Origin of the sequence: Streptomyces boetiae, from assembly GCF_031845405.1 — a bacterium.
Taxonomy (GTDB): Bacteria; Actinomycetota; Actinomycetes; order Streptomycetales; family Streptomycetaceae; genus Streptomyces; species Streptomyces boetiae.
In genome coordinates, this window is sequence record NZ_JAVREN010000041.1 from 22,084 (window position 1) to 44,793 (window position 22,710).

A 22,710-nucleotide genomic window follows, 5' to 3' on the forward strand; every position below is an offset into this window, starting at 1 on the left:
CGTCACACCCGGGCGTTGCTGCGCATCTGGCGATACTCGTCGGTAGGGGGGCCTCGCGTCCATGGGCGGGCCGGAAATGCGGCGGACGCCTCAGTCGGCCTCTTCTTTTCCACAGGCTGTGGACGGCTCTTGCCGCCGGGCCCCGGGGCTAAACTGGCGGGCGGGGGTGAGGGGTTGAACGGGTCCTCGGCCGGAGGCTGCCGCCGCGAGGCGCTGCTGATCGCCACGGGGACCTACGACAGCCCCGCGCTGGACGCGCTGCGCTCGCCGGCCCAGGACGCGGAGGGGCTGGCGGCCGTGCTGGGGGACCCGGAAATCGGGGCGTTCGGGGTCCAGCGGCTGACCGACGCCCGATCCTACGAGGTGGCGCGGGCCCTGGAACGCTTCTTCCGCGGCCGGTCGCGGGACGACCTCCTGCTGCTGCACCTCTCGTGCCACGGGATCAAGGACCACGACGGGCGCCTGTACTTCGCGGCGCGCGACACGGACAAGGACCTGCCGGCCTCGACGGCCGTGCCGGCCTCCTTCCTCCACGACCTGATGGACCGCTGCCGGGCGCGCTCGATCGTGGTGCTGCTGGACTGCTGCTACAGCGGGGCCTTCCTGCGCGGCTCGCGGGGCGACCGGGACGTCCACCTCCACGACGAGCTCGCGGGCGCGGGCCGCGCGATCCTGACGGCCACGAGCCGCACGGAGTACGCGTGGGAGGGGCCCGACCTGCGCTCCGTCTCCCCCGGCCCCTCCCGCTTCACGGGCGCCCTCATCCACGGCCTGCGGACGGGCGAGGCGGACACGGACGGGGATGGGCGGATCACGGTCACGGAGCTGTACGACTACGTGTACGAGACGCTTCTGCGGACGCCGGGGGTCCGCCAGACGCCGCATCTGTGGGCGCAGCTCGAGTACCGCGTGACGCTCGCCCGCGCGCGCCCGCGTACGCCCCGGACGGCAGCGCCGACCCCGCCTCCGGACGGGCCGCCTTCGACGGGGGGCGGCGGGGTGCGGGAGGTATTGGGGGAGTTCGTCGTGCGGCCGAGGCCCGAGGGTGGGAAGCCGGGCGTTGCTCCGGCCGACGCGGCGGGGCCGGGGCGTGGTGGGAAGTCGCCGCTGAGCGAGTTCTTCGACGGGCTCTTCGCGCCCAGGGAGAAGGAGCCGCGGCAATCCAGCCACGCCTTCGACCTCGGTGACCTCCAGGAGCCAGGGGCGGCGCAGCCGATTCCGGCGCAGGGCCCGGCCGACGTCCTCCCGCCGGGCGATGCCTCCGGCAGCCGCACGGAGGGCGCAGGGCCGCAGGAGCCCTTCGATCTGAGCCAGCTCTTCGCCGATGGGCAGCGTGCCTCCACCCGGCCGGAGGCGCGCCCTGGCCGGGGCATCAGTCTGCGGCTGGAGTGCGAGCTGGCCGAGACCGTGCTGGGAGCCACCAAGCAGGTCACGGTGGAGCTCCCGGCTCCGTGCGCCACCTGCGACGGCACGGGCGAGGCTCCGGGGGGCCCGGTGACGTGCGGCCGGTGTGGGGGCGACGGAAGGAACCGGCGGTCGGGTGCCAAGAGGGATCCGGTCTGCCCGGACTGCCTCGGGAGCGGCGAGAACGTTCCCGCGCCCTGCGCGGCCTGCGACGGGATGGGCCGCGCGCCGCGACAGCGCACCCTCACCCTGCGCGTTCCGGCCGGTGTCCGTTCCGGCACCCGCCTGCGGTACGGCGGCCAGGGCGAGGCCGGGGAGGGGGGCGGGCCGCCCGGTGACCTGTTCGTCGAGATCGTCGAGCTTCCGCATCCCGAACTGAAACGCGACGGCGACGAGAACCTCGAGGTCTTCCGCGCGATCAGTCCTCAACTCGCCCGCGACGGCGGGAAGATCACCGTGCCGACCCTGAACGGCACGCGTACCGTCCGCATCGCGCCGGGCACGCCCCTCGGCCGCGTCCTCCGGCTGCCCGGCGAGGGCGCCGTGCGGCGGGACAAGTCCGGCCGCGGTGACCTTTTGGTCCGTCTGACGGGCGGACGCGCCGAACACACGCGCCCGAAGCGCCCCCCGACCGGGTGAGTTCAGAGGGTGTGAGGCGATTCGGGGCGGTTGGTGTGCGCATCATCGTGAGCGGATCCGCCGCACCGCTCACGGGAAGAGACGCCCATGCCGCTCATCGCCCCGTCCGTCGATGTCCTGCCGCCTCCGGTCGTGGGGGTTCACCGGTACCGGGGGCAGCCGTGCGCGTCGCGGTTCGTGCGTGGGGGTGGGCGGGCGCGGGTGCCGCTGCTGCTGATCGGGGGGGCGTTCCAACGCAAGGAGCACTGGGGGGCGTTCGAGCGGGCGTTCCTCGCGCGGATGGATGTGCTGACCGTGGACCCGCCGGGGTGGGGGGCGGGGGCCGTGCTGCCGCCGGAGCACGGCGCGGACTTCCTCGCGCGCGCGGTGTGCCACATGCTCAACGAGGCCGGGATCGCGCGCGTGCACGTGCTGGGCGGCTCCTACGGCACCGCGATCGCCTACCGGCTGGCGCAGTTGTTTCCCGACCGGGTCGAACGCATGGTGCTGGTGGGGACGATGACGGCCATCCCGGAGCACGCTGAGCACGCCCTGCGCCGGGGCCTGGACCTCCTGGAGGCGCGCCGGATGCAGGAGTTCGCGCGCGCAACGGTCGGCGTGCTGATGAACGAGGAGCGGCTGCCGCTGATCGCGCGCGGGGCGGCCGTCCGGCGGTTCCTGATGCGGCGGTTGAGCACGCTGCCGTACGAGGAGGGCGAGCAGACCCGCGCCAACACCCGGCGCCTGCTGCTGCACCGGATGGTGGACGCCACCGCGCCGCCCCGCCCGCCGGTGCTCGTCGTGACGGGGGAGCACGACGCGTTCACCACCCCGGAGCTGTGCCGGGAGATGGCGCGGGCCTGCGGGGACAGTTGGTTCGCCGAGGTGGCGGACGCCGACCACATGGTGCACCTGGAGCGCACGGCCGAACTAGCCGCCCTGGCCGGGCGGTTCCTCCTGGGGGACGCGCCGCTGAGCGCGGAGCTGCCGTTCTGCCGCCTGGTGGAGCGGATCAGCGAGCCGGCCGCGGAGGGTTCCGCGCTCCGGCGCTGAGCCGGGGCGCGCACGGCGCGCGGGCGCGGCGAAAGCGTCGCGCGCCTCCCCCGGTGGGGTAGCCGAACGGGCAGGCCGAACTCGCCTTGCGGTCGCGAAGGTGAGCGCGCAGGCTTGGACGTGTTAGCCCCGAAGGCATCGAATGTGTAGAAGACATCGAATACCCCGGGTTGCCCCCATCGACCGCACCCCTTCCCCCCGGCACCCCCATGCCGCGCCCGGCTTTGTCCAGGGCTGATCACCCAGGGAGATGGAATGACCACGACTGCGAGCGAGACAGTGAAAGCCGCCCCCGCACCGGGCGCCGTCAGCACCGTCCGCGGACCCGTCAGCGTCGGCGATCTCGGCGTCACCCTCATGCACGAGCACCTGTTCGTGCTCACCCCGGACGTCCAGCAGAACCAGCCGCACCTGTGGGACGAGGAGGAGCGCATCGAGGACGCCGTCACCAAGCTGATGGCCGCCTACGACCAGGGCGTGCGCAGCTTCGTCGACCTCACCGCCATCGGGCAGGGCCGCTTCATACCCCGGGTGAAGCGCGTGGCCGAGCGCGTCCCGCTGAACATCCTCGTCGCGACCGGCGTGTACACCTACCACGACGTGCCCTACTTCTTCCACTACCGGGGCCCCGGGCGGCTGTTCGACGGCCCGGAGCCGATGACCGAGCTGTTCGTCGAGGACCTGACCCGCGGCATCGCGGACACCGGCGTGCGGGCCGCGGTCCTGAAGTGCGCCACCGAGGAGCCCACACTCTCGGAGGGCGTGGAACGCGTGCTGCGGGCCACCGCGCAGGCCCACCGCGAGACGGGCGCGCCGATCACCACGCACTCCAACGCCTTCGTGCAGAACGGCCTGTTGCAGCAGAAGGTGCTCGCGGAGGAGGGCGTGGACCTGAGCCACGTCATCATCGGGCACAGCGGTGACACCGACGATCTCGACTACCTGAAGCGGCTGATGGACGCCGGCTCGACCATCGGCATGGACCGCTTCGGCCTGGACAACTTCACGCCTCACGAGAAGCGGGTGAAGATCGTCGCCGACCTGGTGGCCGCCGGCTACGCGGACCGGATGGTCCTCTCCCACGACTGCCCCTGCTTCATCGACTACTTCACCGAGGAGCAGATGGCCAAGACGCTCCCGGACTGGGACTACACCCACCTGCACAAGCGCGTTCTGCCCGCGCTGCACGAGCAGGGCGTCTCCGAGCACGACATCCGCACCATGCTCATCGACAACCCGCGGCGCTATTTCACGCCCGTGGCGCCGTACTGATCCGCACCGATCCGTACTGATCCGCACCGATCCGCAACTCACTCATCAGGGAGTGCTTTTCATGAAGACGCGTCTGCCCGGGAACAGCGGCCTCGAACTGTCCGCCATCGGCCTGGGCTGCATGGGCATGAGCTGGGTCTACGACGAGTCCGAGCGGGACGACGCCGAGTCGGTGCGGGTCATCCACCGCGCGATCGACCTGGGCGTCACCTTCATCGACACCGCCGACCTCTACGGGCCCTTCACCAACGAGGAGCTGGTCGGCCGCGCGCTGGCCGGCCGCCGGGACGAGGTCGTGCTGGCCACCAAGGTCGGCCTGGTGCCGGACATGACGCTCTACCCGACCAAGGTGAAGGTCACGCCCAACGGCCGCCCCGAGCACATACGGGCCTCCGTGGACGGCAGCCTGCGCCGCCTCGGCACCGAGGTGATCGACCTCTACCAGCTCCACCGCGTGGACCCCGAGGTGCCGATCGAGGAGTCCTGGGGCGCGATGGCCGAGCTGGTCCAGGCCGGCAAGGTCCGCCACATCGGGCTCTCGGAGGCGAACGTCGACCACCTGGAGCGGGCCTCGGCCATCGCCCCGGTCGCCACCCTCCAGTCCGAGCTGTCCCTGTGGTCGCGCGACCCGCTGAAGGACGTGCTGCCCTGGTGCGAGGCCAACGGCGTGGGCTTCCTGCCGTTCTCGCCGCTGGGCCGCGGCTTCCTCACCGGCGCGATCCGCTCGGCCGAGCAGCTCAAGCCCAGCGACTTCCGCTCCCAGCAGCCGCGGTTCTCCAAGGAGGCGCTGGCGCAGAACCTGCGGATCGTGGACGGGGTCGAGAAGGTGGCCGGGCGCCACGGGGCCACCCCGGCCCAGGTCGCGCTGGCCTGGGTGCTGGCCCAGGGCGAGCACGTGGTGCCGATCCCCGGCAGCACCCGCCTGGCCCACCTGGAGGACAACGTGCGTTCCGTGGACCTGGACCTGACCGCGGAGGACCTGGCCGACCTGGACACCCTGCCCGCCCCGGTGGGCACCCGCTTCTGACCGCGGTGTCGCACGGACCGGACCATCCCGACCGAGGAGGAGAGACCATGACCGTCACCCGGAGCGAGCCCTGGCGGGAACTCGGCGCCGAGCCGCACGTCGACACCCCGGCCGTCACCTGCTGGGTGGAGTCGATCCCCCGCGGCGAGACCCGGCCGTTCCACACCCACGACACGCCGTGGCTGACCGTGGTGGTCAGCGGCGGCCGGGCGCAGGTCCTCACCCCCGGCGGAGGGGAACCGGAAGAGGTCGAACTCGTCACGGGCACGGTGAAGTACAACGCCCTGCCGCCGTCCGGACGGGTGCGTCACGCGCTGCGCAACACCGGCGAGACCGACCTGCTGGTGGTCGCCGTGCAGCTCGACCTCCTGCCGCCGGGCGGGCCGGACCGCGCCTGAACGGGCGGCCGTTCCGCGCCTGTTGACCAGGGCGCGGAACGGCCGCCTGCCGCGCGTCAGTTCGTCAGCGGCTCGCGCGGGGCGACGATGCGGCGGGCGCACTCGGCGAGGAAGCGCTCGTGCTCCGCGAGGATCTCGGCGTCCGGCTCCCGGCCGAACAGCAGCTCCACGATCTGCGGGACGGCGAACCAGTAGTTCACCATCCCCAGCAGCACGATCGTCAGGTGCCGGGGGTCGAGCCCGGGGTCCACCGTGCCGTCCGCCTGGGAGGAGCGCACCGCCTCCAGCTTCTCGGCGAAGTGCGCCCGGCGTTCGGCCAGGGCGGGGTTCTCCCGCAGGCCGACGCGCTCCATGCCCTCCCACAGGCACAGCCGCAGGTACCGGGGGTCGTGCTGGTAGTGCCGGAAGAGGCCGGCCACGTACTCGTCCAGCGCGTTCGCCTCGGGGCTGACGTTGTCGCCGTTGGTGCGCAGGTACTCGCCCAGCACCTGGTCCAGCAGCTCCTCCTTGAGGCCGTAGTAGCGGTAGATGGACTCCTTGTTCGCTTTCGCATTGCGGGCGATGCGGTCCACGCGGGCGCCGGAGACGCCGTGTTCGGCGAACTCCTCCAGGGCCGCTGCCATGATGCGGGCCTTGGTGTCGGGGGCTGCCATGTCACTTGCCCCCCAGATCTGACGCAGACTCAGGATTCACAGAAGCCAACGCACTTCTCCTCCGATCGAGGCTTGCCAGGCACGAGGCCATGAGGTTTCATGAGCTTACGCGACCAACTATTTGGTTTGACCGGTAGGTTGGACCTCTCGGTTGGACCGTTTGGTTTGCCTCCTTCGTCCGGCTCACCAGTTGCTCTCCGAAGGAAGACCCCGGCATGCAGGAAACCCCGTCCCGCCGCTTCGTCTGGCTGCTGACCCTGGCGTGCGGCCTGACCGTCGCGAACCTGTACTACACACAGCCCCTCCTGCACGCCATCTCGGAGAGCTTCGGCGTCTCCGAGGCGAGCACCGGGGCCATCGTGACCGCCACCCAGCTCGGCTACGCCGTCGCCCTCGTCCTGATCGTGCCGCTGGGCGACATCGTCCGCCGCCGGCCGCTGGTGTGCGGGCTGCTGATAGCCGACGCCGCCGCGCTGGCCCTCAGCGCCGCGGCCCCCAACGTCACGGTGCTGCTGATCGCGGCGACCGTCGTCGGCGTCACCTCCGTCGTCGTGCAGGTCCTCGTCCCCTTCGCCGCCGGCGTCGCCCCGGACGAGTCGCGCAACCGCGTCATCGGCATGCTGCTCTCCGGCATGCTGCTGGGCGTTCTGCTCTCGCGCACCTTCGCCGGCCTGGTCTCCCAGGCCCTGAGCTGGCGCGCGGTCTACGCCCTGGCCGGTGTGTTCATGCTGCTGGCCGCCGCGGTGCTCTACCGCCTGCTGGGCGACCGGGCCCCGGACCTGAAGCTGACCTACCGCAAGCAGATGCGCGCCATCGTCTCGGTGGCCGCCGCCGAACCCGTCCTGCGCAGGCGGGCGTTCATCGGCGCGTGCATCTACGCCGCGTTCAACTGCTTCTGGACCACGGCGGCCTTCCTGCTGGCGGGCGATCCCTACGACTTCGACCAGGGCGCGATCGGCGTCTTCGGCCTCGTCGGCGTGGCCGGCGCGCTGACCACCAATCTCGCCGGGCGGTACCTCACCGCCGCCCGGCAGTCCATGCTCTCGGGCCTGATGCTCTCCGCGCTCGTGCTCTCCTTCCTCGCCCTGGGCGGCGGCGGGACGAGCCTGTTCCTGCTGATCATCGGCGTGCTGGTGATGGACGCGGCCGTGCAGGGCGTTCACCTGCTCAACCAGAGCGTCATCTACGCCCTGTCGCCCAAGGCGCGGGCGCGGCTGACGGCCGTCTACATGACCAGCTACTTCATCGGCGGCGCGCTCGGCTCCGCGATCGGCTCCGCGGCGTACAACGCGGCGGGCTGGGGCGGTGCCTGCGCCGCGGGCGGCGGCCTGTCGCTGCTGGCCCTCGCGGTGTGGGCCCTGCGCTCCCGGGGTACCGCGGAAGGCCCGCGGCACCCCGAACCGGCCGCGCCCGTCGCCGGATCCGGGACTCCGGCCGTTCCGGCCGGGAACAGCGAGACCCTCCAGAGGTAGCACCCACGTGCGCCGGACTGGCATGCGGCGCACAACAGCGACAGGGGATAGGCGTGTTGGACGTCACGGACCACCAGGACAAGAAGTGCCTCGACCACCGCGTGGTGGTCGGCATCGAGAACGACCTGCTGCGCTACGGCGTGGAGCGGATGCTTCAGCGCGTGCCGCGCGTGGCGGAGATCCGGCCGCGGTGCGGGCTGGCGGGCGCGTTCGCGGACGGCCTGTCCGAGGGGGACGTTCTCATCGCGCTGCTCGCCGAGGTGGACGAGGCGGCGGCCGACGAACTGCGCGGCAACGAGGCGCGCGGGGTGCGGATCGTCTTCCTGGTCGAGGACGACGACCTGTTCGCCTTACCGAAGATCCTCGGCCTGAAGGCCGGGTTCGTGCGCACCTCCAGCGTGGACGAGGGCGCCCTGGACGACGCGGTCGCCCAGGTCGCGAGCGGCGGGGCGCCCATCCCGCCGGGCCTCGCGCACGACCTGCTGGTGCTCGCGACGCGGCGCAACGCCCCGCCGCAGGTCCGGCTGCGGCTGACCCCGCGCGAACAGGAGGCGCTGGTGCTGATGGTCGAGGGCATGAGCAATAAGCAGATCGCCCGGAACCTCGCGATCTCGCAGCACGGGGCGAAGCGGCTGGTCGCCAACATCCTGGCCAAGATGGACTGCAACAACCGCACGCTGGCCGTCTCCCGGGCCTTGCGGGAGGGGCTTTACGAGCGGTACGCGCGGGCGCGGGAGGCCGTTCGGTAAGGCTCCGCGCTCCGCGCTTGCCCGCGCGGGCCTGGCCGTCGGCGCTGCGGCCCTCGGGCGCGGCGCCGGTGCTCCCCGGCCCGGCGCCAGGCCCCGTGCCGCCGGGGCCGGGTTCCTCCCCCCGGTCCCGGCATCCCCGGGCGCGCCCCGGCCCCCGCTCCGGCCGGGTCCCCCCACCCGCCCGCGCCGCGGGCGCGCCCCCCATCCGCCCCGCCCCGGGCTACCGGCATCCCCCGGCGCCGCGCCCGGGGCGGGGTCTTTTTCCGGCGCGATGCCCTGCTCGGGCGCGTGGGCGGTGCCGTGCGGCGGGAACGCCCGTGGTCGGCGCGGTGTGCGGCGGCGGCGCCCGCCGCGGGCGTTACCCGAACGTCGGGCTTCGCGTGGGCGGGGCGTTCCGCGCGCGTGGGCCGAACGCTGCGTTTCCTGCGCGCGGGTTCTCCCGTGCGGCATGCCTGACGCGGCGCTCCGGGCGAGCGGTGTTCCCGCGCGGCGGGGCGCCGCGTCGGCCGGGCGGTCAGGCAGGCTCCGGCTGCGGTTCCGCCCCCGGGTCCCCGGCCCGGGGGCGGCCCGCGTCCAGGGCGATCAGGGAGGCGCGGAGGGTCAGGGCGTGGGCGTACGTGGTGGGGTCGAGGCCGGTGAGGGTGGCGAGTTTGCGGAGGCGGTAGTCGACCGTGTTGGGGTGGATGCCCAAGTGGCTCGCCGCCGCGCGGCGGTTGAGGCCGGAGGCGAGGAAGGCGCGCAGGGTCAGGAGGAGATCGGGCTTGTCGCGGGCCGGGCCCAGCAGCTCCGCCAGGTGGTCGCGGCCCGGGCCCGGGCGGGAGAGCTGGTACTCCAGGGCCAGGTCCTCCAGCCGGTACACCCCGCACGGCAGCCCCGCCGCCACCGCCAGGTCCCGCAGTTCGCGTGCCAGCCGCACCGCCGCCGGCACCCCCGGCGGTTCGCACTCCCGGGCCGCCGCGAGGATCGGCGCCCCGCAGGACTCGGCCAGCGCCGCGACCAGCTCGGCCAGCCCCTCCCAGTCCTCCACGTCCAGCGCCGACGGCGCGACACGGCACGGGATCAGCGCGAGCGCGGCGTTGTCCGAGAGCCGCAGTAGCACCGAACGCCCGATGCGGCGCTCCAACTCCGCCCGCAGCCGCCGCAGTTTGCGCCGCGTCGCGACCGTCGTGTCCACGTCCGCGCGCCGTTCGTCCGGGTGCCGGCCCACCGCCATCGCCACCGTCAGGTAGGCCGGCGGCAACACGATCCCGGCCCGCGTCGCCTCCTCGCCCGGCTCGGTGCCCTCCAGCAGCGCGGAGAGCAACGTCTGCCGCGCGGCGCTGCGTTCGCCCAGGGCTGTGCGGTGCTCGTCCAGGAAGCCCTCCGAGATCGCGGCCGAGATCCGCCCCAGGTACTCCACCAGCAGCCGCTGCACCTGCGCCGCGTCGGCCATGTCCTCCGGGCCCGCCTCCGGGATCACCGCGTCGAAGCAGGCCAACGCCCCGGCGTGGTACGCCAGAACGGCCGCCTCCACCGGCACGCCCTCCTCCGCGCGCTGCGCCGCCGAGGCCCGGATCTGCGCGAGCTGCGCCTCGGTGGGCGGCGCCCCGGTGCGCAGCACCTCGATGAACGCCCGGATGGCGCCCTCGGTCTCCCGGCGCAGGTCGCCGTCGAGCTGCTCGGCCGGGAGCCGGTAGACCGGCAGGCTCTCGGCCAGGCTGGCGAGAACCCCGTCGGTGAGCGCAGGCAGCCCCGCCATCAGCCGGTGGTGCACGGGCACGCCCCCGAAGCGCAGCAGCCGGCCCTGCCCTCGCGTCGTCCTTTCGGCCGTTCTGTCCGCCGTCACAACCGCGCCTCCCGCAATTCGTGTCAGGTCGCCAACCCCCGGCACGCCGCCCGCGCCGCACGATGTGAAGCGCACGTTACTGACCGGAAACCTTGTTTGTGGAGGCCCCCGCGCAGCGGATTCGGCCGCGCGCACCGACGGGCCGCCCCACCCCCCACTCGGGAGAAACCATGCGAAAAGCCTCACCGCGGCACCGGCAACGGCGCCTGCTGCGGCGCTGGGCCGGCGCGGCCGTGGCGGCCCTGGCCGTCGCCGCCACCGCGTTCGTCGCCCTGCCCGCCGCCCAGGCGGGCCAGGAGACGCAGCCCCAGCAGGAGGAGCGTTACGCCGTGGGCGACGTGAACCTCGGCCTGCGCAACTACCTCCTCAGCCCCGGAGCCGTCACCGGCGCCAACGACTGGGAGTGCGAGCCCTCGGCCGAGCACCCCGAGCCGGTGGTGCTGGTCCACGCCACCGCCTTCAACCTGGGCAGCAACTTCGCCCGGCTCGCGCCCACCCTGGCCAACGAGGGGCGCTGCGTCTACGCCTTCAACTACGGCATGGGCTCCTTCTCGATGTTCGGCCGCGTCGGCGGCCTGACCGGGATCACCCGTTCCTCCCAGGCCCTGGACGCCTTCGTGGACCGCGTGCTTACGTCCACCGGCGCCGAACAGGTCGACATCCTGGGCCACTCCCAGGGCGGCATGCTGCCCAACCACTACATCAAGCGCCTCGGCGGCGCGGCGCTGGTGGACGACTTCGTCGCCCTGGCCCCCAGCAACCACGGCACCACCCTCAGCGGCCTGACCACCATCGGCGAGACCCTGGGCTTCCTCGGCCTGGCCAACGGCTTCCTCGACCTGGCCGGGCTCGACGGCCTGCTGGACCAGGAGGTCGGCTCGGAGTTCCAGGAGGCGCTGTTCGCGGACGGCGACACCGTGCCGGGCGTGGACTACACCGTCATCGCCACCCGCCACGACGCCATCGTCACGCCGTACACGCAGGCGTTCCTGGAGGGTGAGAACGTCACCAACATCCTGCTCCAGGACGTCTGTCCGCAGGACGAGGCCGGGCACATGGGCCTGGCCTACGACACCCCGACCGTCCAGATGGTGCTCAACGCCCTGGGCGCGGACGACCCCGACTTCCGGCCGGACTGCGAGGGTTACGGCCCCGGCTGGTGAACCGGCCGCGGCACCGCGGCCCTTGAGCCCGGCGGGTCTGCGCACCCGTCCGGAAACCCCGTACCCGCCGATTGCCCCTCGGCGGGTACGGGCGTCGAACGACGGGGCCCGCTGCGGGCGTTGTGCCGGAAGGGGCGGCCGTTCAGACCGCGTCCGCGAAGGCGTTGAGGCCGCCCGCCGGGGGGAGGGGCTGTTCGGCCCAGACCGTCTTGCCGTTGTGGGCGTAGCGGCTGCCCCAGCGGCTGGCGAGCTGGGCCACGAGGAACAGGCCGCGCCCGCCCTCGTCCCCGGTGCGGGCGCGGCGCATCCGCGGCTGGGTGTTGCTGCGGTCGGAGACCTCGCACACCAGCACCGAGTCGCGCAGCAGCCGCACCCCGTAGGGGCCGCGGGCGTGCCGGTGGGCGTTGGTCATCAGCTCGCTGACGATCAGCTCGGTGCTGAACGCCAGCGCCTCCAGGTCCCATTCGGCCAGCCGTTCGGTGACCGCCCGCCGCACCCGCGCCACCGCCATGGGGTCGTCGTCGGGCACCTCCCAGGTGGCGTTCGCGTGCTCAGGCAGGGCGCGGACCCGGGCCAGCAGCAGGGTGGCGTCGTCGGCGGGCGGGCGGCGGGCGGCCGGGGACATCAGGTCCTTGGCCACATCCGCGAGGGGGGCGCGGGGGCCGTGTTCCTCCAGGCCGCGCGCCAGGCGCTCGGCGCCCTCGCGCGGGTCGGTGCGGCCGGGGGCGGCCAGGCCGTCGCTGTAGAGGGCCAGCACGGAGTCCGGTCGCAGCTTCAACTCCGCGACCTCGAAGGGCATTCCGCCGACGCCGAGCATCGGCCCCGGGTCCAGCGGCACGAGTTCGGCCGCTCCGTCCGGCCGCAGGATCAGCGGCGGCGGGTGTCCGGCCGTTGCCAGCGAACAGCAGCGCGTGACCGGGTCGTACACGGCGTACAGCAGCGTTCCGCCGACGCCGCCCTCCGTGTCCGGGCCCGCCTCGGCGGACAGACGCAGCACCAAGTCGTCGACACGGGTGAGGAGTTCGTCGGGGGAGAGGTCGAGGTCGGCCAGGGTCTGCACGGCGGTGCGCAGCCGGCCCATCGTGGCCGTGGCGTGCATGCCGTGGCCGATGACGTCCCCGATGACCAGCGCCACGCGCAGCGAGGGCAGCGGGATCACGTCGAACCAGTCGCCGCCGATGTCCGCGCCGCCGCCCGCCGGCACGTAGCCGCCCATCGTCTCGGCGGCGGGGACGTCCCGCCCGGCCTGCGGGAGCAGGCGCTGCTGGAGCGCGGAGGCGGCGCGGTGCTCGCGGGCGTAGCGGCGGGCGTTGTCCACCGCGATCGCGGTCCGGGAGAAGAGATCGCGCAGCAGCTCGACGTCGTCGTCCGTGAACGGCTCGGGCTGGGCCGTACGCCACAGCACCACCGCGCCGAGCACCAGGCCGCGGGCGTGCAGCGGGGCGAAGACCACGGAGTGGCCGTCCTCGGGGACCACGCGCCGCACCAGCTCGGCGTCGCCCAGCATGGCGACGGCCGTGGCCCGGTCCACGGAGATGATCGCGCCGCCGCGCTGCACCTCGTACGTGTCGGGCAGGTCGGGCATCGGCGGCAGGGCTTCCCCGACCTGGGTGAGCTGCGCGGGCCAGTCGCCGGCCACGGCCACCCGCCGCAGGTGCTGGTCGCCGCCGCCGGAGAAGCGGGGCGGCTCGTCGCCGCGCAGCACGGCCTCCGCGAGGGTGATGGCGGCGAGGTCGGCCATCTCGGGCACCAGCAGCTCGACCAGGTCGCGGGCGACCTGCTGCACGTCCAGGGAGCTGCCGATGGTGGTGGTGGCGCGGCGGCGCAGGTCCTGGTGATTGCGGGGGCCGGGCTCGGGTCCGGGGGCCGTGCGGCGGAAGAGGAGGGAGACGCCGGTCGGGTCACCCGCGCGGTCCAGGAGGCGGACGGCGGAGAGGCGCAGGGTGACCTCGCGCTCGCCGTCCCCCGGGATACGGAGGCGGCGGGCGCGGCCGGCCAGCGGGACGCCCGTCTCCAGAACGCGGCGCAGGTCCGTCTCGGTGGCCGAGCCCTCCGGCTCGCCCAGCGCGTCGCGGATGTGGCCGCCCACGGGGAGGCGCAGGCCGTCGGGCAGGGCGCGGTCGTTGACCCGGGTGATCCGCAGGGTCTGGTCGAGGAACGCGACGCCCAGGCGGTCCTGGGTGAGCAGGCCGCGTACGAGGTCCGCTGCCTCGCCGTCCTGGTCGTGGCCGTCATCAGCGGGGCGCGCCGGGGTTCCGTCCATCGGAATCTCACCTCCGCGCCCTCGTCCGTGCCCCCATGCTGCTCCGGCCGCGCCCCGGGCGCCCCCCGGGCTAAGCCGTCCGGGGGGCGTTCCCGCTCCGTCGGGCCGTTGTCAGGCCCCGGGCACGCGGTCGAGGAAGCCGCTGACCGAGCTGATCCGCCCGTCCGCGGCCAGCCGCGCCACGTCCGACCCGGCCGCGGGCGCCGAGCCGTCCGCCACCGACACCAGCTCCCAGGAGAAGCGGACCAGGTCGTGGTGCCCGTCCACGGCCCCCGCGAGCCGGAACTCGAACCCCGGGAACTGCGCGTGCGCCCCGGAGATGACGGCCGCGATCCCCTCGTGCCCCGCGACGTCGGCCAGCGGGTCGGTGTACGTCCCGTCCTCGGTGAACGCGGCGGCCACCGCCGCCCCGACGTCCTCGCCCCCGGCGTTCCAGGCGGCGAAGTAACGCTCCACGGCGGCCTCGTAAGCAGTCATGATGCCTCCCTCTCACTCAACTCCCGGCCACTTCCGGCCCGGACGACGCCTACGATGCGCCCGCGCCGGAGGCCGGGTCGATGACCGCTGAGGTCATGACTGCTGAGCTCACGCCACGTCCGGCGCCGCGTCCCCAGCCCGCCGCCCGGGGCTACCCGCCCGCCGCCCGGGGCTAATTGCCGTGCCTGACCTTCGGCCCTCCCTTTCCCTCGTCCCAGACCCACCGTCCGGGCCGGAAGGGCGCGATGCCCCGGTACTGCCGGGCGACCCCCCCCGGAATCCGGTAAGCCTCCCTGGCGTAGCCGGACTTGAACGGGGCTTCCAGGTACCTGGCGATGAGCCCGTCGGCTTCGCCGAGCAGCGCGTACTGCTCCCGGGAAACGACGAACCGGGCGGGCGTATCGAAGCGTTGCCCGGGGTCATCCACGCGCTTCGGGGGACCCGCGAAGAGGTTGCCCGGCAGCCATACCTGGACCTGCACGAAGGTGTCCCAGCCGTCCGGGGTCAGGGCGGTGCCGTAGCGGTCGACGTTCTGGTCCATCGCGCTGAGCAGCGAGTCGGCGAGGGCGCCGATCTTGCCGGCGTCCAGTGCCGCGTTCCACAGCGCCATCAGTCCGGAGGCGGCTGACTTGGGGACGATGCGGTGACAGGCGAGGCCCAGCTCGTCGGCGCAACCCGGGACCTTGCCACGGCGGGGCCCCGGGTGCGGGCTTGCAGGCTCCTGGAGACGCAGGTTGCAGGCGGGCATCGACGGCTCCGTCGGGGAAGGACGGGCCGCCGGGCCCGGCGCGAACGCCGCCGGCGGGCCTCCAGCGTGGCCGCGGGGCCGAGGCCCCGCAACGCCGACATGCCGCGCCTTCACCTCATCGGGCTGCACCGGCCCCGGTGCAGCCCCGGAAACCGGACAACCGGGAGAACCCGGAGAATGAAGTACCCCCAACGGGATTCGAACCCGCGCTACCGCCTTGAAAGGGCGGCGTCCTGGGCCACTAGACGATGGGGGCAGGGAACGGCTGAAGCATAGGCGATGGCCGTAGCGATCTCAAAAACCGTTTCTGTCCATCGCTGGGGCGGGTTCGGGGCGGGTCGGGGCGCGGGGCGGAGAATGGGGGGTGTGGTGGAGATGACGCGCGAGGAGTTCGAGGGGCTGGTCAGCGAGGCGCTGGACCGGATCCCGCCGGAGCTGACGCGGCTGATGGACAACGTGGCCGTGTTCGTGGAGGACGAGCCCCCGGCCGACAGCCCCGAGCTGCTGGGGCTGTACGAGGGCACGCCGCTGACCGAGCGCGGCGAGTGGTACGCCGGGGTGCTGCCCGACCGGATCTCGGTCTACATGGGGCCCACGCTGCGGCTGTGCCGCCGGGAGGGCGGCGACCGGGAGATGGTCGTGGAGGAGGTGGAGATCACGGTCGTTCATGAGATCGCGCACCACTTCGGGATCGACGACGAGCGGCTGCACGACCTGGGGTACGGCTGAGTATGGCGGGGCGGGGCTGAGCGGCGCCGCGGGCCGGTGGCCGTGTCCTCGGTCCCGGTGCGGGAGTTGAAGAGGCGGAAAGCCGCCCCCCGTCCCCGGAGGTGCCCGTCCGTGCGCCCGCCACGCCGCCGCTCCCTGCCCGCCGCCGCAGCCGCGGCGTTCGCCCTCGCCGCCGCCCTGGGCGCCACGCTCGGCGGCTGCGTGACCGTCGAGCCCGACGAGACCCGCAGCTCCGGGCCCAGCCCCTCGCCCGCCGCCGGGGACAACGCCCCGGACGCGCCCCGGCGCGAGGGCGGGGGCGGCCGTCAGCCGGACGGCGGGGCCGAGGAGCTGCCCCGGGAGGAACGCACGGGGCCGGGCGATCCGGCGGAGGGCGGGCGTTCGGAGGAGCCGGAGCGGCGCGGCGCGGGCGGTGCGGCGGGTGCCGGGCGTTCCCCCGGGGCGGACCGTGAGCCGCCGGCCGCCGAGGAGCCCCGGGACCCCGCGCGCCCCGGGGCGGGCGGCGGGGAGCCCGAGCCGGTGCTGATCGCGGTGCCCGACTGGCCCGGCGGCCAGGCGAACGCGGCGGTGGCCGGCTGGGTGCTGGAGAACGAGCTGGGCATCCCCGTCGAGCGGGTCTGGGCCGACCAGGAGGGCGCCTGGGAGGCGCTGGCCGAGGGCCGCGCCGACGTCATCCTGGAGGACTGGGGCGCGCTCCCCGACGCCAGGGAGCGCCACGTCGACCGGGACCGGGCCGTGGTGCCCGCGGGCCCGCTGGGCATCACCGGCCACGTCGGCTGGTACGTCAGCGGGGACTTCGCCGAGGCCCACCCCGAGGCGCTGGACTGGCGCAGGCTCAACGACTACGCCGCGCTGCTGGGCGGTCAAGTCCTCCAGGGCGACCCGCAGTTCGCCACCCGGGATCAGGAGATCATCGAGGATCTGGGCCTGGACCTGCGGCCGGTCCCGGCCGGGAGCGAGGAGGCCCTGCTGGACTCCCTGCGCCGGGCCGACGCCGGGGGCGAGCCGGTGCTGGGCTACTTCTGGCAGCCGCACTGGCTCTCCGCCGAGGTGGACCTCGCGGAGGTCCGGCTGCCCGGCTACTACCCGCGTATCCCGCTGCGGAAGTACCTCAACGCCGAGTTCGCCTCCGAGGGCGGCGAGGCGGTGGCGTTCCTGCGGGAGTTCGCGTGGACGGCCGAGGACCAGAACGCCGTGGCCGAGCTGATCGCGGGCGAGGGCCTGAGCCTGTCGGCCGCGGCCGAACGCTGGGCGCGGGCGCACCCGGAGACCGTCGCCTCCTGGGTGGAGGCCGCGGAGTCCGCCGAGGCGGCGGACTAGCGGCGGGCAGTTCCGGGGCCCCGGCCCGGAGCCGGACGGGGACGGACGGCGGACGGGACGGGCGTTCCCCCACCCGCCGAGGCCGGGGCGGGCCGCCTAGCCGGCCGAGAAGCGCAGCAGGTCGTTCAGAAACGGCACTTCGAGCCACGGGTCGGGCTGGGCCATCAGCGTCAGCAGCACCGTCGCCCCGCCCAGGACCGCGTAGGTCAGCACGTCCGTGAACCGCGAGCGGACCGCGAGCATGCCGACCGCGGGCAGCAGCCAGCGCAGCACGGCCCCCGTCAGCAGGGCGCAGCCGACCGTCAGCAGGCCGGGGCGGAAGTCGGCCAGGCACACCAGCAGCCCGGCGACCGCGCCGCCGAGCACCACCAGCAGCGGCCACTGGCGTATCGGCGCGGGCGCGGCGCCGCCGGCGGTGCGCTCCCCGCCCTCGGGGCGCGCGGTGCCGCGGGTGGGGTAGGCGTCCGGGCCCCCGCGCCCCCCGGCGCCGCGCGGAGCGGGGCCGTGGGCGCTCATCCGGCCGCGGCCCGTTCGGCGGCCTCGACCACGTTCTGGAGCAGCATCGCGCGGGTCATCGGGCCGACGCCGCCGGGGTTGGGCGAGAGCCAGCCCGCGACCTCGGCGACGCCCGGGTGCACGTCGCCGACGATCCTGCCGTGCTCGTCGCGGCTGACGCCCACGTCCAGGACGGCCGCGCCCGGCTTGACGTCCTCCGGCTTCACCAGGTGGGGAACGCCCGCCGCCGCCACGACGATGTCGGCCGCGCGCAGGTGGGCCGGCAGGTCGCGGGTGCCGGTGTGCACCTGGGTGACGGTGGAGTTCTCGCTGCGGCGGGCGAGCAGCAGCGGCAGGGAGCGGCCCACGGTGATGCCGCGGCCGATCACCACCACGTGGGCGCCGGCCAGCTCGACGCCGTGGCGGCGCAGCAGGGCGATGATGCCGTTGGGCGTGCAGGGCAGGGGGGCGGGCTCGTTGAGCACGAGGCGGCCGAGGTTGACCGGGTGCAGCCCGTCGGCGTCCTTGACCGGGTCGACCAGCTCCAGCACGCGGTTGGCGTCCAGGCCGCGGGGCAGCGGGAGCTGGACCAGGTAGCCGGTGCAGGCGGGGTCGGCGTTCAGCTCGCGGATCACCGCCTCCACCTCCGCCTGGGTAGCGGTGGCGGGCAGCTCCCGCTGGATCGAGGCGATCCCGACGGCGGCGCAGTCGCGGTGCTTGCCGGCCACGTACTTGCGGCTGGCCACGTCGTCCCCGACCAGCACGGTGCCCAGGCCCGGGTGAACGCCCCGCTCCTTCAGGGCGGCGACCCGCCCGGTCAGCTCGGACTTGATCGCCGCGGCTGCGGCCTTCCCATCGAGAATCTGCGCGCTCATGGCCCCCATCCTCCCGGATGGGGGCCGTCCCGCCCAATCCGGCCCCGGGCGCCCCGCGGGGCCCGGCGTGCGCGGGGCGGGCGGGGCGCGGGGCGGCGGCGCGGGGCGGGGTGCGCGACCCTGATCCGCCATGTCCGCGACATGACCGGGTAGGCGGGCCGGGAGTCCCCCCACGACACGCACGGAGGTATCCCCCATGCCCCGGACCACCCCCCGCACGCGGCTCCGGAAACGATCCTGCGCCGCCGCGCTCGGCGCGGCCCTCGCCGTCCTGGCCTGGCCGCTGGCCGGGCCCGCCGCCGCGGAGCCGCCCGGCATCCCCGACCCCGCCACCGCCCGGGCCGAGCTGGAGGCCCTGACCACCGCCGAGCCCGGCTCGATGGACGGCTACTCCCGCGAGGAGTTCCCGCACTGGAGCGAGGCGGACGGGTGCACCACCCGCCAGCGCGTGCTGGCCCGCGACGGCAGCGACGTGCAGACCGGCGACGACTGCCAGCCCGACTCGGGCATCTGGTTCAGCCCGTACGACGGGGTGACGCTGACCGACGACGGCGAGACCGACATCGACCACGTCGTGCCCCTGGCCGAGGCCTGGCGCTCCGGCGCGGCCGGCTGGACCACCGAGCAGCGGGAGGCGTTCGCCAACGACCTCGACCACCCGCAGCTCATCGCGGTCAGCGCGAGCTCCAACCGCTCCAAGGGCGACCAGGACCCCGCCGAGTGGCAGCCCGCGGCCGACTACCTGTGCACCTACGCCGCGATGTGGGTGCGCTCCAAGTACTCCTGGGGGCTGACGGTGGACGACGCGGAGCGCACCGCCCTCGCGGAGATGCTCGGCACCTGCTGACCGCACTGCTGGAATGTCCGGCATGAGCGACAGGTATTCCGTCTTCACCGCCCCGCGCGGCGGCGTGATGACCAAGGAAGTGGGCGTCATCACGGGCGAACTCGAACTGCACACGGGGGCCGACAAGGAGGGGCACCTGACGATGCGGATCCGCTACGCCGGGGCGGAGGAGTGGTACACGGTGGACGCGGGGCCGTTCCGCCTCTACGACCCCCGCGACCACGAGGTGCTGCACCAGGTGATCGTCGCCCTGCTGCACCGGCCCCAGCCCTGAGGGCCCGCCCGCAGACGACAGGAGGGTCGACGCCCGCCCCTGCGGCGGCCGTTGACCCTCCTCGTCCCGGTGGCTCCCGGTGGACCCCGCCGGCCCTCAGTGGAAGAAGTGCCGCGTGCCCGTGAGGTACATGGTCACGCCGGCCGCGCGCGCGGCCTCGATCACCTGCTCGTCGCGGACCGAGCCGCCCGGCTGGACGACGGCCCGCACGCCCGCCTCGGCCAGCACCTCGAAGCCGTCCGGGAAGGGGAAGAACGCGTCGGAGGCCGCGAACGACCCCGCCGCCCGCTCGGCGCCCGCCCGCTGCACCGCGAGCCGGGCCGAGTCCACGCGGTTGACCTGGCCCATGCCCACGCCAACCGTCGCGCCGCCCCTGGCCAGCAGGATGGCGTTGGACTTCACCGCGCGCACCGCCCGCCAGGCGAAGGCGAGTTCGGCCAGGCCCGCCTCGTCCAGCGGCTCGCCCGCGGCCGGCGTCCAGGCGGCCGGGTCGTCGCCGGGGGCCTGGAGGCGGTCGGTCACCTGGGCCAGCGTGCCGCCGTCGATGGGCCGGTACTCCACGGGCGCGGCCGGGGGCGCGGGGCAGCGCAGCACGCGGATGTTCTTCTTCCTCGCCAGCACGTCCAGGGCGCCGTCCTCGTAGCCGGGGGCGACGATCACCTCGGTGAAGATCTCCGCGACCTGCCCGGCCAGCTCGACCGTCACCGGCCGGTTGACGGCGATGACGCCGCCGTAGGCGGACAGCGGGTCGCAGGCGTGGGCCTTGCGGTGGGCGTCGGCCACGTCCGCGCCCACGGCGATGCCGCAGGGGTTGGTGTGCTTGACGATGGCCACGCAGGGACGGTCGCCGTGGTCGTGGGCGGCGCGGCGGGCGGCCTCGGTGTCCACGTAGTTGTTGTAGGACATCTCCTTGCCGTGGAGCTGCTCGGCGGCGGCCAGGCCGGCGCCGGTGCCGTCGGTGTAGAGGGCGGCGGCCTGGTGCGGGTTCTCGCCGTAGCGCAGGACGTTGGCGAGCTGGAACGTCAGCCGGGCCTCGCGGACGAACGGCTCGCCCTCGCCCGCCTCCTGCTGCGCGAACCAGCCGGCCACGGCCGCGTCGTAGGCGGCGGTGTGGTGGAACGCCCGGGAGGCCAGGCGCCGCCGCTCCGCCGCGCCGAACCCGCCCTCGCGGGCCGCCGCCAGCACCTCGGGGTAGCGGGCGGGGTCCACGACCACGGCCACCGAGGGGTGGTTCTTGGCGGCGGCGCGGACCATCGCGGGGCCGCCGATGTCGATCTGCTCCACGCACGCGTCGGCGTCCGCGCCGGACTCGACGGTGAGCTGGAAGGGATAGAGGTTGACCACGACCAGATCGAAGGGCTCCACGCCGAGGTCCGCGAGCTGCCGCTGGTGCTCCTCGCGGCGGAGGTCGGCGAGGATGCCGGCGTGCACGCGCGGGTGCAGGGTCTTGACCCGGCCGTCCAGCGTCTCGGGGAAGCCGGTCAGCTCCTCGACCTTCGTCACCGGGACGCCGGCCCCGGCGATCCGGGCGGCCGTCGAGCCGGTGGAGACGATCCGCACGCCGGCAGCGTGCAGGCCGCGGGCCAGCTCCTCCAGGCCGGTCTTGTCGTAGACGCTGATCAGCGCCCGCCGGATCGGCCGCTTCGCGTCCTGGCTGGTCACGCCCTCGGTGGTCACGGGATATGCACCTTTCGTCCCTCGATGCGGTAGCCGTCGCGGGCCAGCCGGCCCACGACGTCCACGAGCAGCCGCCGTTCGACGTCCTTGATCCGCTCGTGCAGGGTCTTCTCGTCGTCCTCGTCCCGGATCTCGACCACGCCCTGGGCGATGACCGGGCCCGTGTCCACGCCCGCGTCCACGAAGTGCACGGTGCAGCCGGTGACCTTGGCCCCGTAGGCGAGGGCGTCCCGCACGCCGTGGGCGCCGGGGAAGCTGGGCAGCAGGGCGGGGTGGGTGTTGACGACGCGTCCGCCGAAGCGTTCCAGGAACGCCGGCCCGAGGATCTTCATGAAGCCCGCCGACACGACGAGGTCGGGGTCGTGGGCCGCCACCGCGGCGGTCAGCGCCTGGTCCCAGGCCGCGCGGGAGGCGTGCCCGGTCACCCGGCAGGCGAACGCCGGCAGCCCGGCGCGCTCCGCGCGCCGCAGCCCCTCGACGCCCTCACGGTCCGCGCCGACCGCCACCACGCGGGCCCCGTAGGCCGGGTCGGCGGCGGCGTCCAGCAGGGCCTGGAGGTTGGTGCCGGAGCCGGAGACCAGAACGACCAGGCGCGCCGGGGTCGTTCGCCCGCCGGCGGGGGTCCTTCGCTCGACGGGAGCAGCCACGTTCGGGTCTTTCTCTGCGGGCTCGGCGGGGAGCCTTCGGGGCACTGCGGGAGGCACCGCAACGATACCGGCATGCCCGGCTCCCCCCGTGCCGAGGGAGGGCCCGGGGCAGGTACGGTCGGAAGCAGCGCACGCGCACCGACCAGGGAGACCCGACGACCACGATGACGACGGACCGACGATGACGGACCGACGCCGCGCCCCGGGCCGGCAGAACCGGCCGGACGACCGCACCGAGGAGGACAACCCCTTCGCGCCGCCGCCGGAGGGGCGGCCCGACCAGCCGTGGCAGCCGCGCTTCCCTCCGGGCTCGGACTCCGGCTCGGACTCCGGCTCCGATGACCCGGACGACTCGGGCGACGGCCAGCGACAGCGCTGGGGCAGCCAGTGGAGCCGGCGTCAGCCCCGGCGCGCCAACGGCGGCTTCGGCGACCCGGAGTCCGGCGAGGAGCGCCGCCCGGGCGGGCCCGGCGGCGGCCGGGGCCGGTGGGACCCCTCCGACCCGGTGCAACGGCACGCCAGGTACGCGGTGCTGGCCGGCATGTGGGGCGTCTTCAGCGGGCTGCTCGGCTGGGAGTGGCTGGGGCTGCTGCTCGGGGCGCTCGCCCTGTACTGGGGCATCAGCGCCCTGCGCGGCGGCCCGAAGGAGCCCCCGGAGGCGCGCCAGGGCCGCGTGGATGCCCTGGAGGGCCGCGCGGCCCCGCCCACCGGCCCGCCCGTCCCC

The 22,710-nt window shown here is 74.5% G+C and carries 21 protein-coding genes, 1 tRNA gene and 1 pseudogene; 13 read left to right on the top strand and 10 right to left on the bottom strand.

From position 1 onward, the window contains the following. Positions 1–174 precede the first annotated feature (174 nt). The 5 genes from RM780_RS21890 to RM780_RS21910 all read left to right on the top strand — a co-directional run bounded on the left by RM780_RS21890 (position 175) and on the right by RM780_RS21910 (position 5,772). Positions 175–2,043 (top strand): caspase, EACC1-associated type, encoded by a 1,869-nt coding sequence (locus RM780_RS21890; RefSeq protein ID WP_311632554.1) that lies wholly within the window; start codon positions 175–177, stop codon positions 2,041–2,043. Positions 2,044–2,130: 87 nt separating this feature from the next. Further along, a complete protein-coding gene (locus tag RM780_RS21895) occupies positions 2,131–3,075 on the top strand; it encodes an alpha/beta fold hydrolase (protein ID WP_311632555.1) in 945 nt (314 codons plus the stop codon). A 255-nt stretch (positions 3,076–3,330) separates the two neighbouring features. Then, positions 3,331–4,347: a phosphotriesterase family protein gene (locus RM780_RS21900; protein WP_311632556.1), complete on the top strand. Its 1,017-nt coding sequence runs from the start codon at positions 3,331–3,333 to the stop codon at positions 4,345–4,347. Positions 4,348–4,408: 61 nt separating this feature from the next. Next, entirely contained in the window at positions 4,409–5,374 is a 966-nt protein-coding gene (locus RM780_RS21905; protein ID WP_311632557.1) for an aldo/keto reductase, read from the top strand. Positions 5,375–5,421: 47 nt separating this feature from the next. Then, positions 5,422–5,772, top strand: a complete 351-nt coding sequence (locus RM780_RS21910) for a hypothetical protein (RefSeq protein ID WP_311632558.1) — start codon at positions 5,422–5,424, stop codon at positions 5,770–5,772. Between the two features lie 56 nt (positions 5,773–5,828). On the opposite strand, the gene RM780_RS21915 is transcribed toward RM780_RS21910, so the two are convergent. After that, positions 5,829–6,425, bottom strand: coding sequence for a TetR family transcriptional regulator (locus RM780_RS21915; protein ID WP_311632559.1), 597 nt, complete (start codon positions 6,423–6,425; stop codon positions 5,829–5,831). A gap of 215 nt (positions 6,426–6,640) precedes the next feature. Between RM780_RS21915 and RM780_RS21920 the strand changes: the two genes are divergently transcribed. Together RM780_RS21920 and RM780_RS21925 are read left to right on the top strand one after the other, a co-directional pair. Next, positions 6,641–7,897: an MFS transporter gene (locus RM780_RS21920; protein ID WP_311632560.1), complete on the top strand. Its 1,257-nt coding sequence runs from the start codon at positions 6,641–6,643 to the stop codon at positions 7,895–7,897. A 53-nt stretch (positions 7,898–7,950) separates the two neighbouring features. Continuing rightward, complete coding sequence (locus RM780_RS21925) at positions 7,951–8,646, top strand: response regulator transcription factor (RefSeq protein WP_311632561.1); 696 nt, start codon at positions 7,951–7,953, stop codon at positions 8,644–8,646. Positions 8,647–9,160: 514 nt separating this feature from the next. Here the strand turns inward: RM780_RS21925 and RM780_RS21930 are convergent. Next, positions 9,161–10,471: a PucR family transcriptional regulator gene (locus RM780_RS21930; protein ID WP_311632562.1), complete on the bottom strand. Its 1,311-nt coding sequence runs from the start codon at positions 10,469–10,471 to the stop codon at positions 9,161–9,163. Positions 10,472–10,641: 170 nt separating this feature from the next. On the opposite strand from RM780_RS21930, the gene RM780_RS21935 reads away from it, so the two are divergent. Further along, a complete protein-coding gene (locus tag RM780_RS21935; protein WP_311632563.1) occupies positions 10,642–11,634 on the top strand; it encodes an esterase/lipase family protein in 993 nt (330 codons plus the stop codon). A gap of 142 nt (positions 11,635–11,776) precedes the next feature. On the opposite strand, the gene RM780_RS21940 is transcribed toward RM780_RS21935, so the two are convergent. The 4 genes from RM780_RS21940 to RM780_RS21955 form a co-directional block, all read right to left on the bottom strand. Continuing rightward, positions 11,777–13,897 (bottom strand): SpoIIE family protein phosphatase, encoded by a 2,121-nt coding sequence (locus RM780_RS21940; RefSeq protein WP_311632564.1) that lies wholly within the window; start codon positions 13,895–13,897, stop codon positions 11,777–11,779. 111 nt (positions 13,898–14,008) lie between these two features. Next, positions 14,009–14,374: a nuclear transport factor 2 family protein gene (locus RM780_RS21945; protein WP_311632565.1), complete on the bottom strand. Its 366-nt coding sequence runs from the start codon at positions 14,372–14,374 to the stop codon at positions 14,009–14,011. A 172-nt stretch (positions 14,375–14,546) separates the two neighbouring features. After that, positions 14,547–15,122 carry a hypothetical protein gene (locus RM780_RS21950; protein ID WP_311632566.1) on the bottom strand — a complete coding sequence of 192 codons (576 nt, stop codon included), beginning with the start codon at positions 15,120–15,122 and terminating at the stop codon, positions 14,547–14,549. A gap of 183 nt (positions 15,123–15,305) precedes the next feature. After that, positions 15,306–15,378, bottom strand: a tRNA-Glu gene (locus RM780_RS21955). A 110-nt stretch (positions 15,379–15,488) separates the two neighbouring features. On the opposite strand from RM780_RS21955, the gene RM780_RS21960 reads away from it, so the two are divergent. Beyond that, the gene (locus tag RM780_RS21960; RefSeq protein WP_311632567.1) at positions 15,489–15,851 is read left to right on the top strand and encodes a metallopeptidase family protein; all 363 of its coding nucleotides are present in this window, start codon (positions 15,489–15,491) and stop codon (positions 15,849–15,851) included. A gap of 111 nt (positions 15,852–15,962) precedes the next feature. Then, positions 15,963–17,171, top strand: a complete 1,209-nt coding sequence (locus RM780_RS21965; protein ID WP_311632568.1) for a glycine betaine ABC transporter substrate-binding protein — start codon at positions 15,963–15,965, stop codon at positions 17,169–17,171. Between the two features lie 96 nt (positions 17,172–17,267). Here the strand turns inward: RM780_RS21965 and RM780_RS21970 are convergent, their stop codons facing one another. Then, positions 17,268–17,687, bottom strand: a complete 420-nt coding sequence (locus RM780_RS21970) for a DUF3017 domain-containing protein (RefSeq protein ID WP_311632569.1) — start codon at positions 17,685–17,687, stop codon at positions 17,268–17,270. Continuing rightward, positions 17,684–18,541 carry a bifunctional methylenetetrahydrofolate dehydrogenase/methenyltetrahydrofolate cyclohydrolase gene (locus RM780_RS21975; RefSeq protein WP_311632570.1) on the bottom strand — a complete coding sequence of 286 codons (858 nt, stop codon included), beginning with the start codon at positions 18,539–18,541 and terminating at the stop codon, positions 17,684–17,686. Before RM780_RS21975 ends, RM780_RS21970 begins: the two co-directional genes overlap by 4 nt. A gap of 196 nt (positions 18,542–18,737) precedes the next feature. On the opposite strand from RM780_RS21975, the gene RM780_RS21980 reads away from it, so the two are divergent. Together RM780_RS21980 and RM780_RS21985 are read left to right on the top strand one after the other, a co-directional pair. Beyond that, positions 18,738–19,388 carry an HNH endonuclease family protein gene (locus RM780_RS21980; protein ID WP_311632571.1) on the top strand — a complete coding sequence of 217 codons (651 nt, stop codon included), beginning with the start codon at positions 18,738–18,740 and terminating at the stop codon, positions 19,386–19,388. Between the two features lie 22 nt (positions 19,389–19,410). Further along, the gene (locus tag RM780_RS21985) at positions 19,411–19,662 is read left to right on the top strand and encodes a hypothetical protein (protein ID WP_311632572.1); all 252 of its coding nucleotides are present in this window, start codon (positions 19,411–19,413) and stop codon (positions 19,660–19,662) included. A 96-nt stretch (positions 19,663–19,758) separates the two neighbouring features. Here RM780_RS21985 and purH read toward each other — a convergent pair whose 3' ends face one another. Both purH and purN read right to left on the bottom strand, forming a co-directional pair. Next, a complete protein-coding gene (gene purH / locus RM780_RS21990; protein ID WP_394813048.1) occupies positions 19,759–21,339 on the bottom strand; it encodes a bifunctional phosphoribosylaminoimidazolecarboxamide formyltransferase/IMP cyclohydrolase in 1,581 nt (526 codons plus the stop codon). After that, positions 21,336–21,986 (bottom strand): phosphoribosylglycinamide formyltransferase, encoded by a 651-nt coding sequence (gene purN / locus RM780_RS21995; protein ID WP_311632573.1) that lies wholly within the window; start codon positions 21,984–21,986, stop codon positions 21,336–21,338. Before purN ends, purH begins: the two co-directional genes overlap by 4 nt. A gap of 181 nt (positions 21,987–22,167) precedes the next feature. Here purN and RM780_RS22000 point away from each other — a divergent pair. Beyond that, a pseudogene (locus RM780_RS22000) lies at positions 22,168–22,710 on the top strand (hypothetical protein); the annotation flags it as partial.

Bases quoted from the DNA above. Each gene is read 5' to 3' on its own strand.
- RM780_RS21970 (WP_311632569.1), bottom strand. From the start codon at position 17,687: ATGAGCGCCCACGGCCCCGCTCCGCGCGGCGCCGGGGGGCGCGGGGGC.
- RM780_RS21975 (WP_311632570.1), bottom strand. From the start codon at position 18,541: ATGAGCGCGCAGATTCTCGATGGGAAGGCCGCAGCCGCGGCGATCAAG.
- RM780_RS21940 (WP_311632564.1), bottom strand. From the start codon at position 13,897: ATGGACGGAACCCCGGCGCGCCCCGCTGATGACGGCCACGACCAGGAC.
- RM780_RS21910 (WP_311632558.1), top strand. From the start codon at position 5,422: ATGACCGTCACCCGGAGCGAGCCCTGGCGGGAACTCGGCGCCGAGCCG.
- RM780_RS21945 (WP_311632565.1), bottom strand. From the start codon at position 14,374: ATGACTGCTTACGAGGCCGCCGTGGAGCGTTACTTCGCCGCCTGGAAC.
- RM780_RS21920 (WP_311632560.1), top strand. From the start codon at position 6,641: ATGCAGGAAACCCCGTCCCGCCGCTTCGTCTGGCTGCTGACCCTGGCG.
- RM780_RS21950 (WP_311632566.1), bottom strand. From the start codon at position 15,122: ATGCCCGCCTGCAACCTGCGTCTCCAGGAGCCTGCAAGCCCGCACCCG.
- RM780_RS21935 (WP_311632563.1), top strand. From the start codon at position 10,642: ATGCGAAAAGCCTCACCGCGGCACCGGCAACGGCGCCTGCTGCGGCGC.
- RM780_RS21895 (WP_311632555.1), top strand. From the start codon at position 2,131: ATGCCGCTCATCGCCCCGTCCGTCGATGTCCTGCCGCCTCCGGTCGTG.
- RM780_RS21900 (WP_311632556.1), top strand. From the start codon at position 3,331: ATGACCACGACTGCGAGCGAGACAGTGAAAGCCGCCCCCGCACCGGGC.
- RM780_RS21980 (WP_311632571.1), top strand. From the start codon at position 18,738: ATGCCCCGGACCACCCCCCGCACGCGGCTCCGGAAACGATCCTGCGCC.
- RM780_RS21985 (WP_311632572.1), top strand. From the start codon at position 19,411: ATGAGCGACAGGTATTCCGTCTTCACCGCCCCGCGCGGCGGCGTGATG.
- RM780_RS21905 (WP_311632557.1), top strand. From the start codon at position 4,409: ATGAAGACGCGTCTGCCCGGGAACAGCGGCCTCGAACTGTCCGCCATC.
- RM780_RS21915 (WP_311632559.1), bottom strand. From the start codon at position 6,425: ATGGCAGCCCCCGACACCAAGGCCCGCATCATGGCAGCGGCCCTGGAG.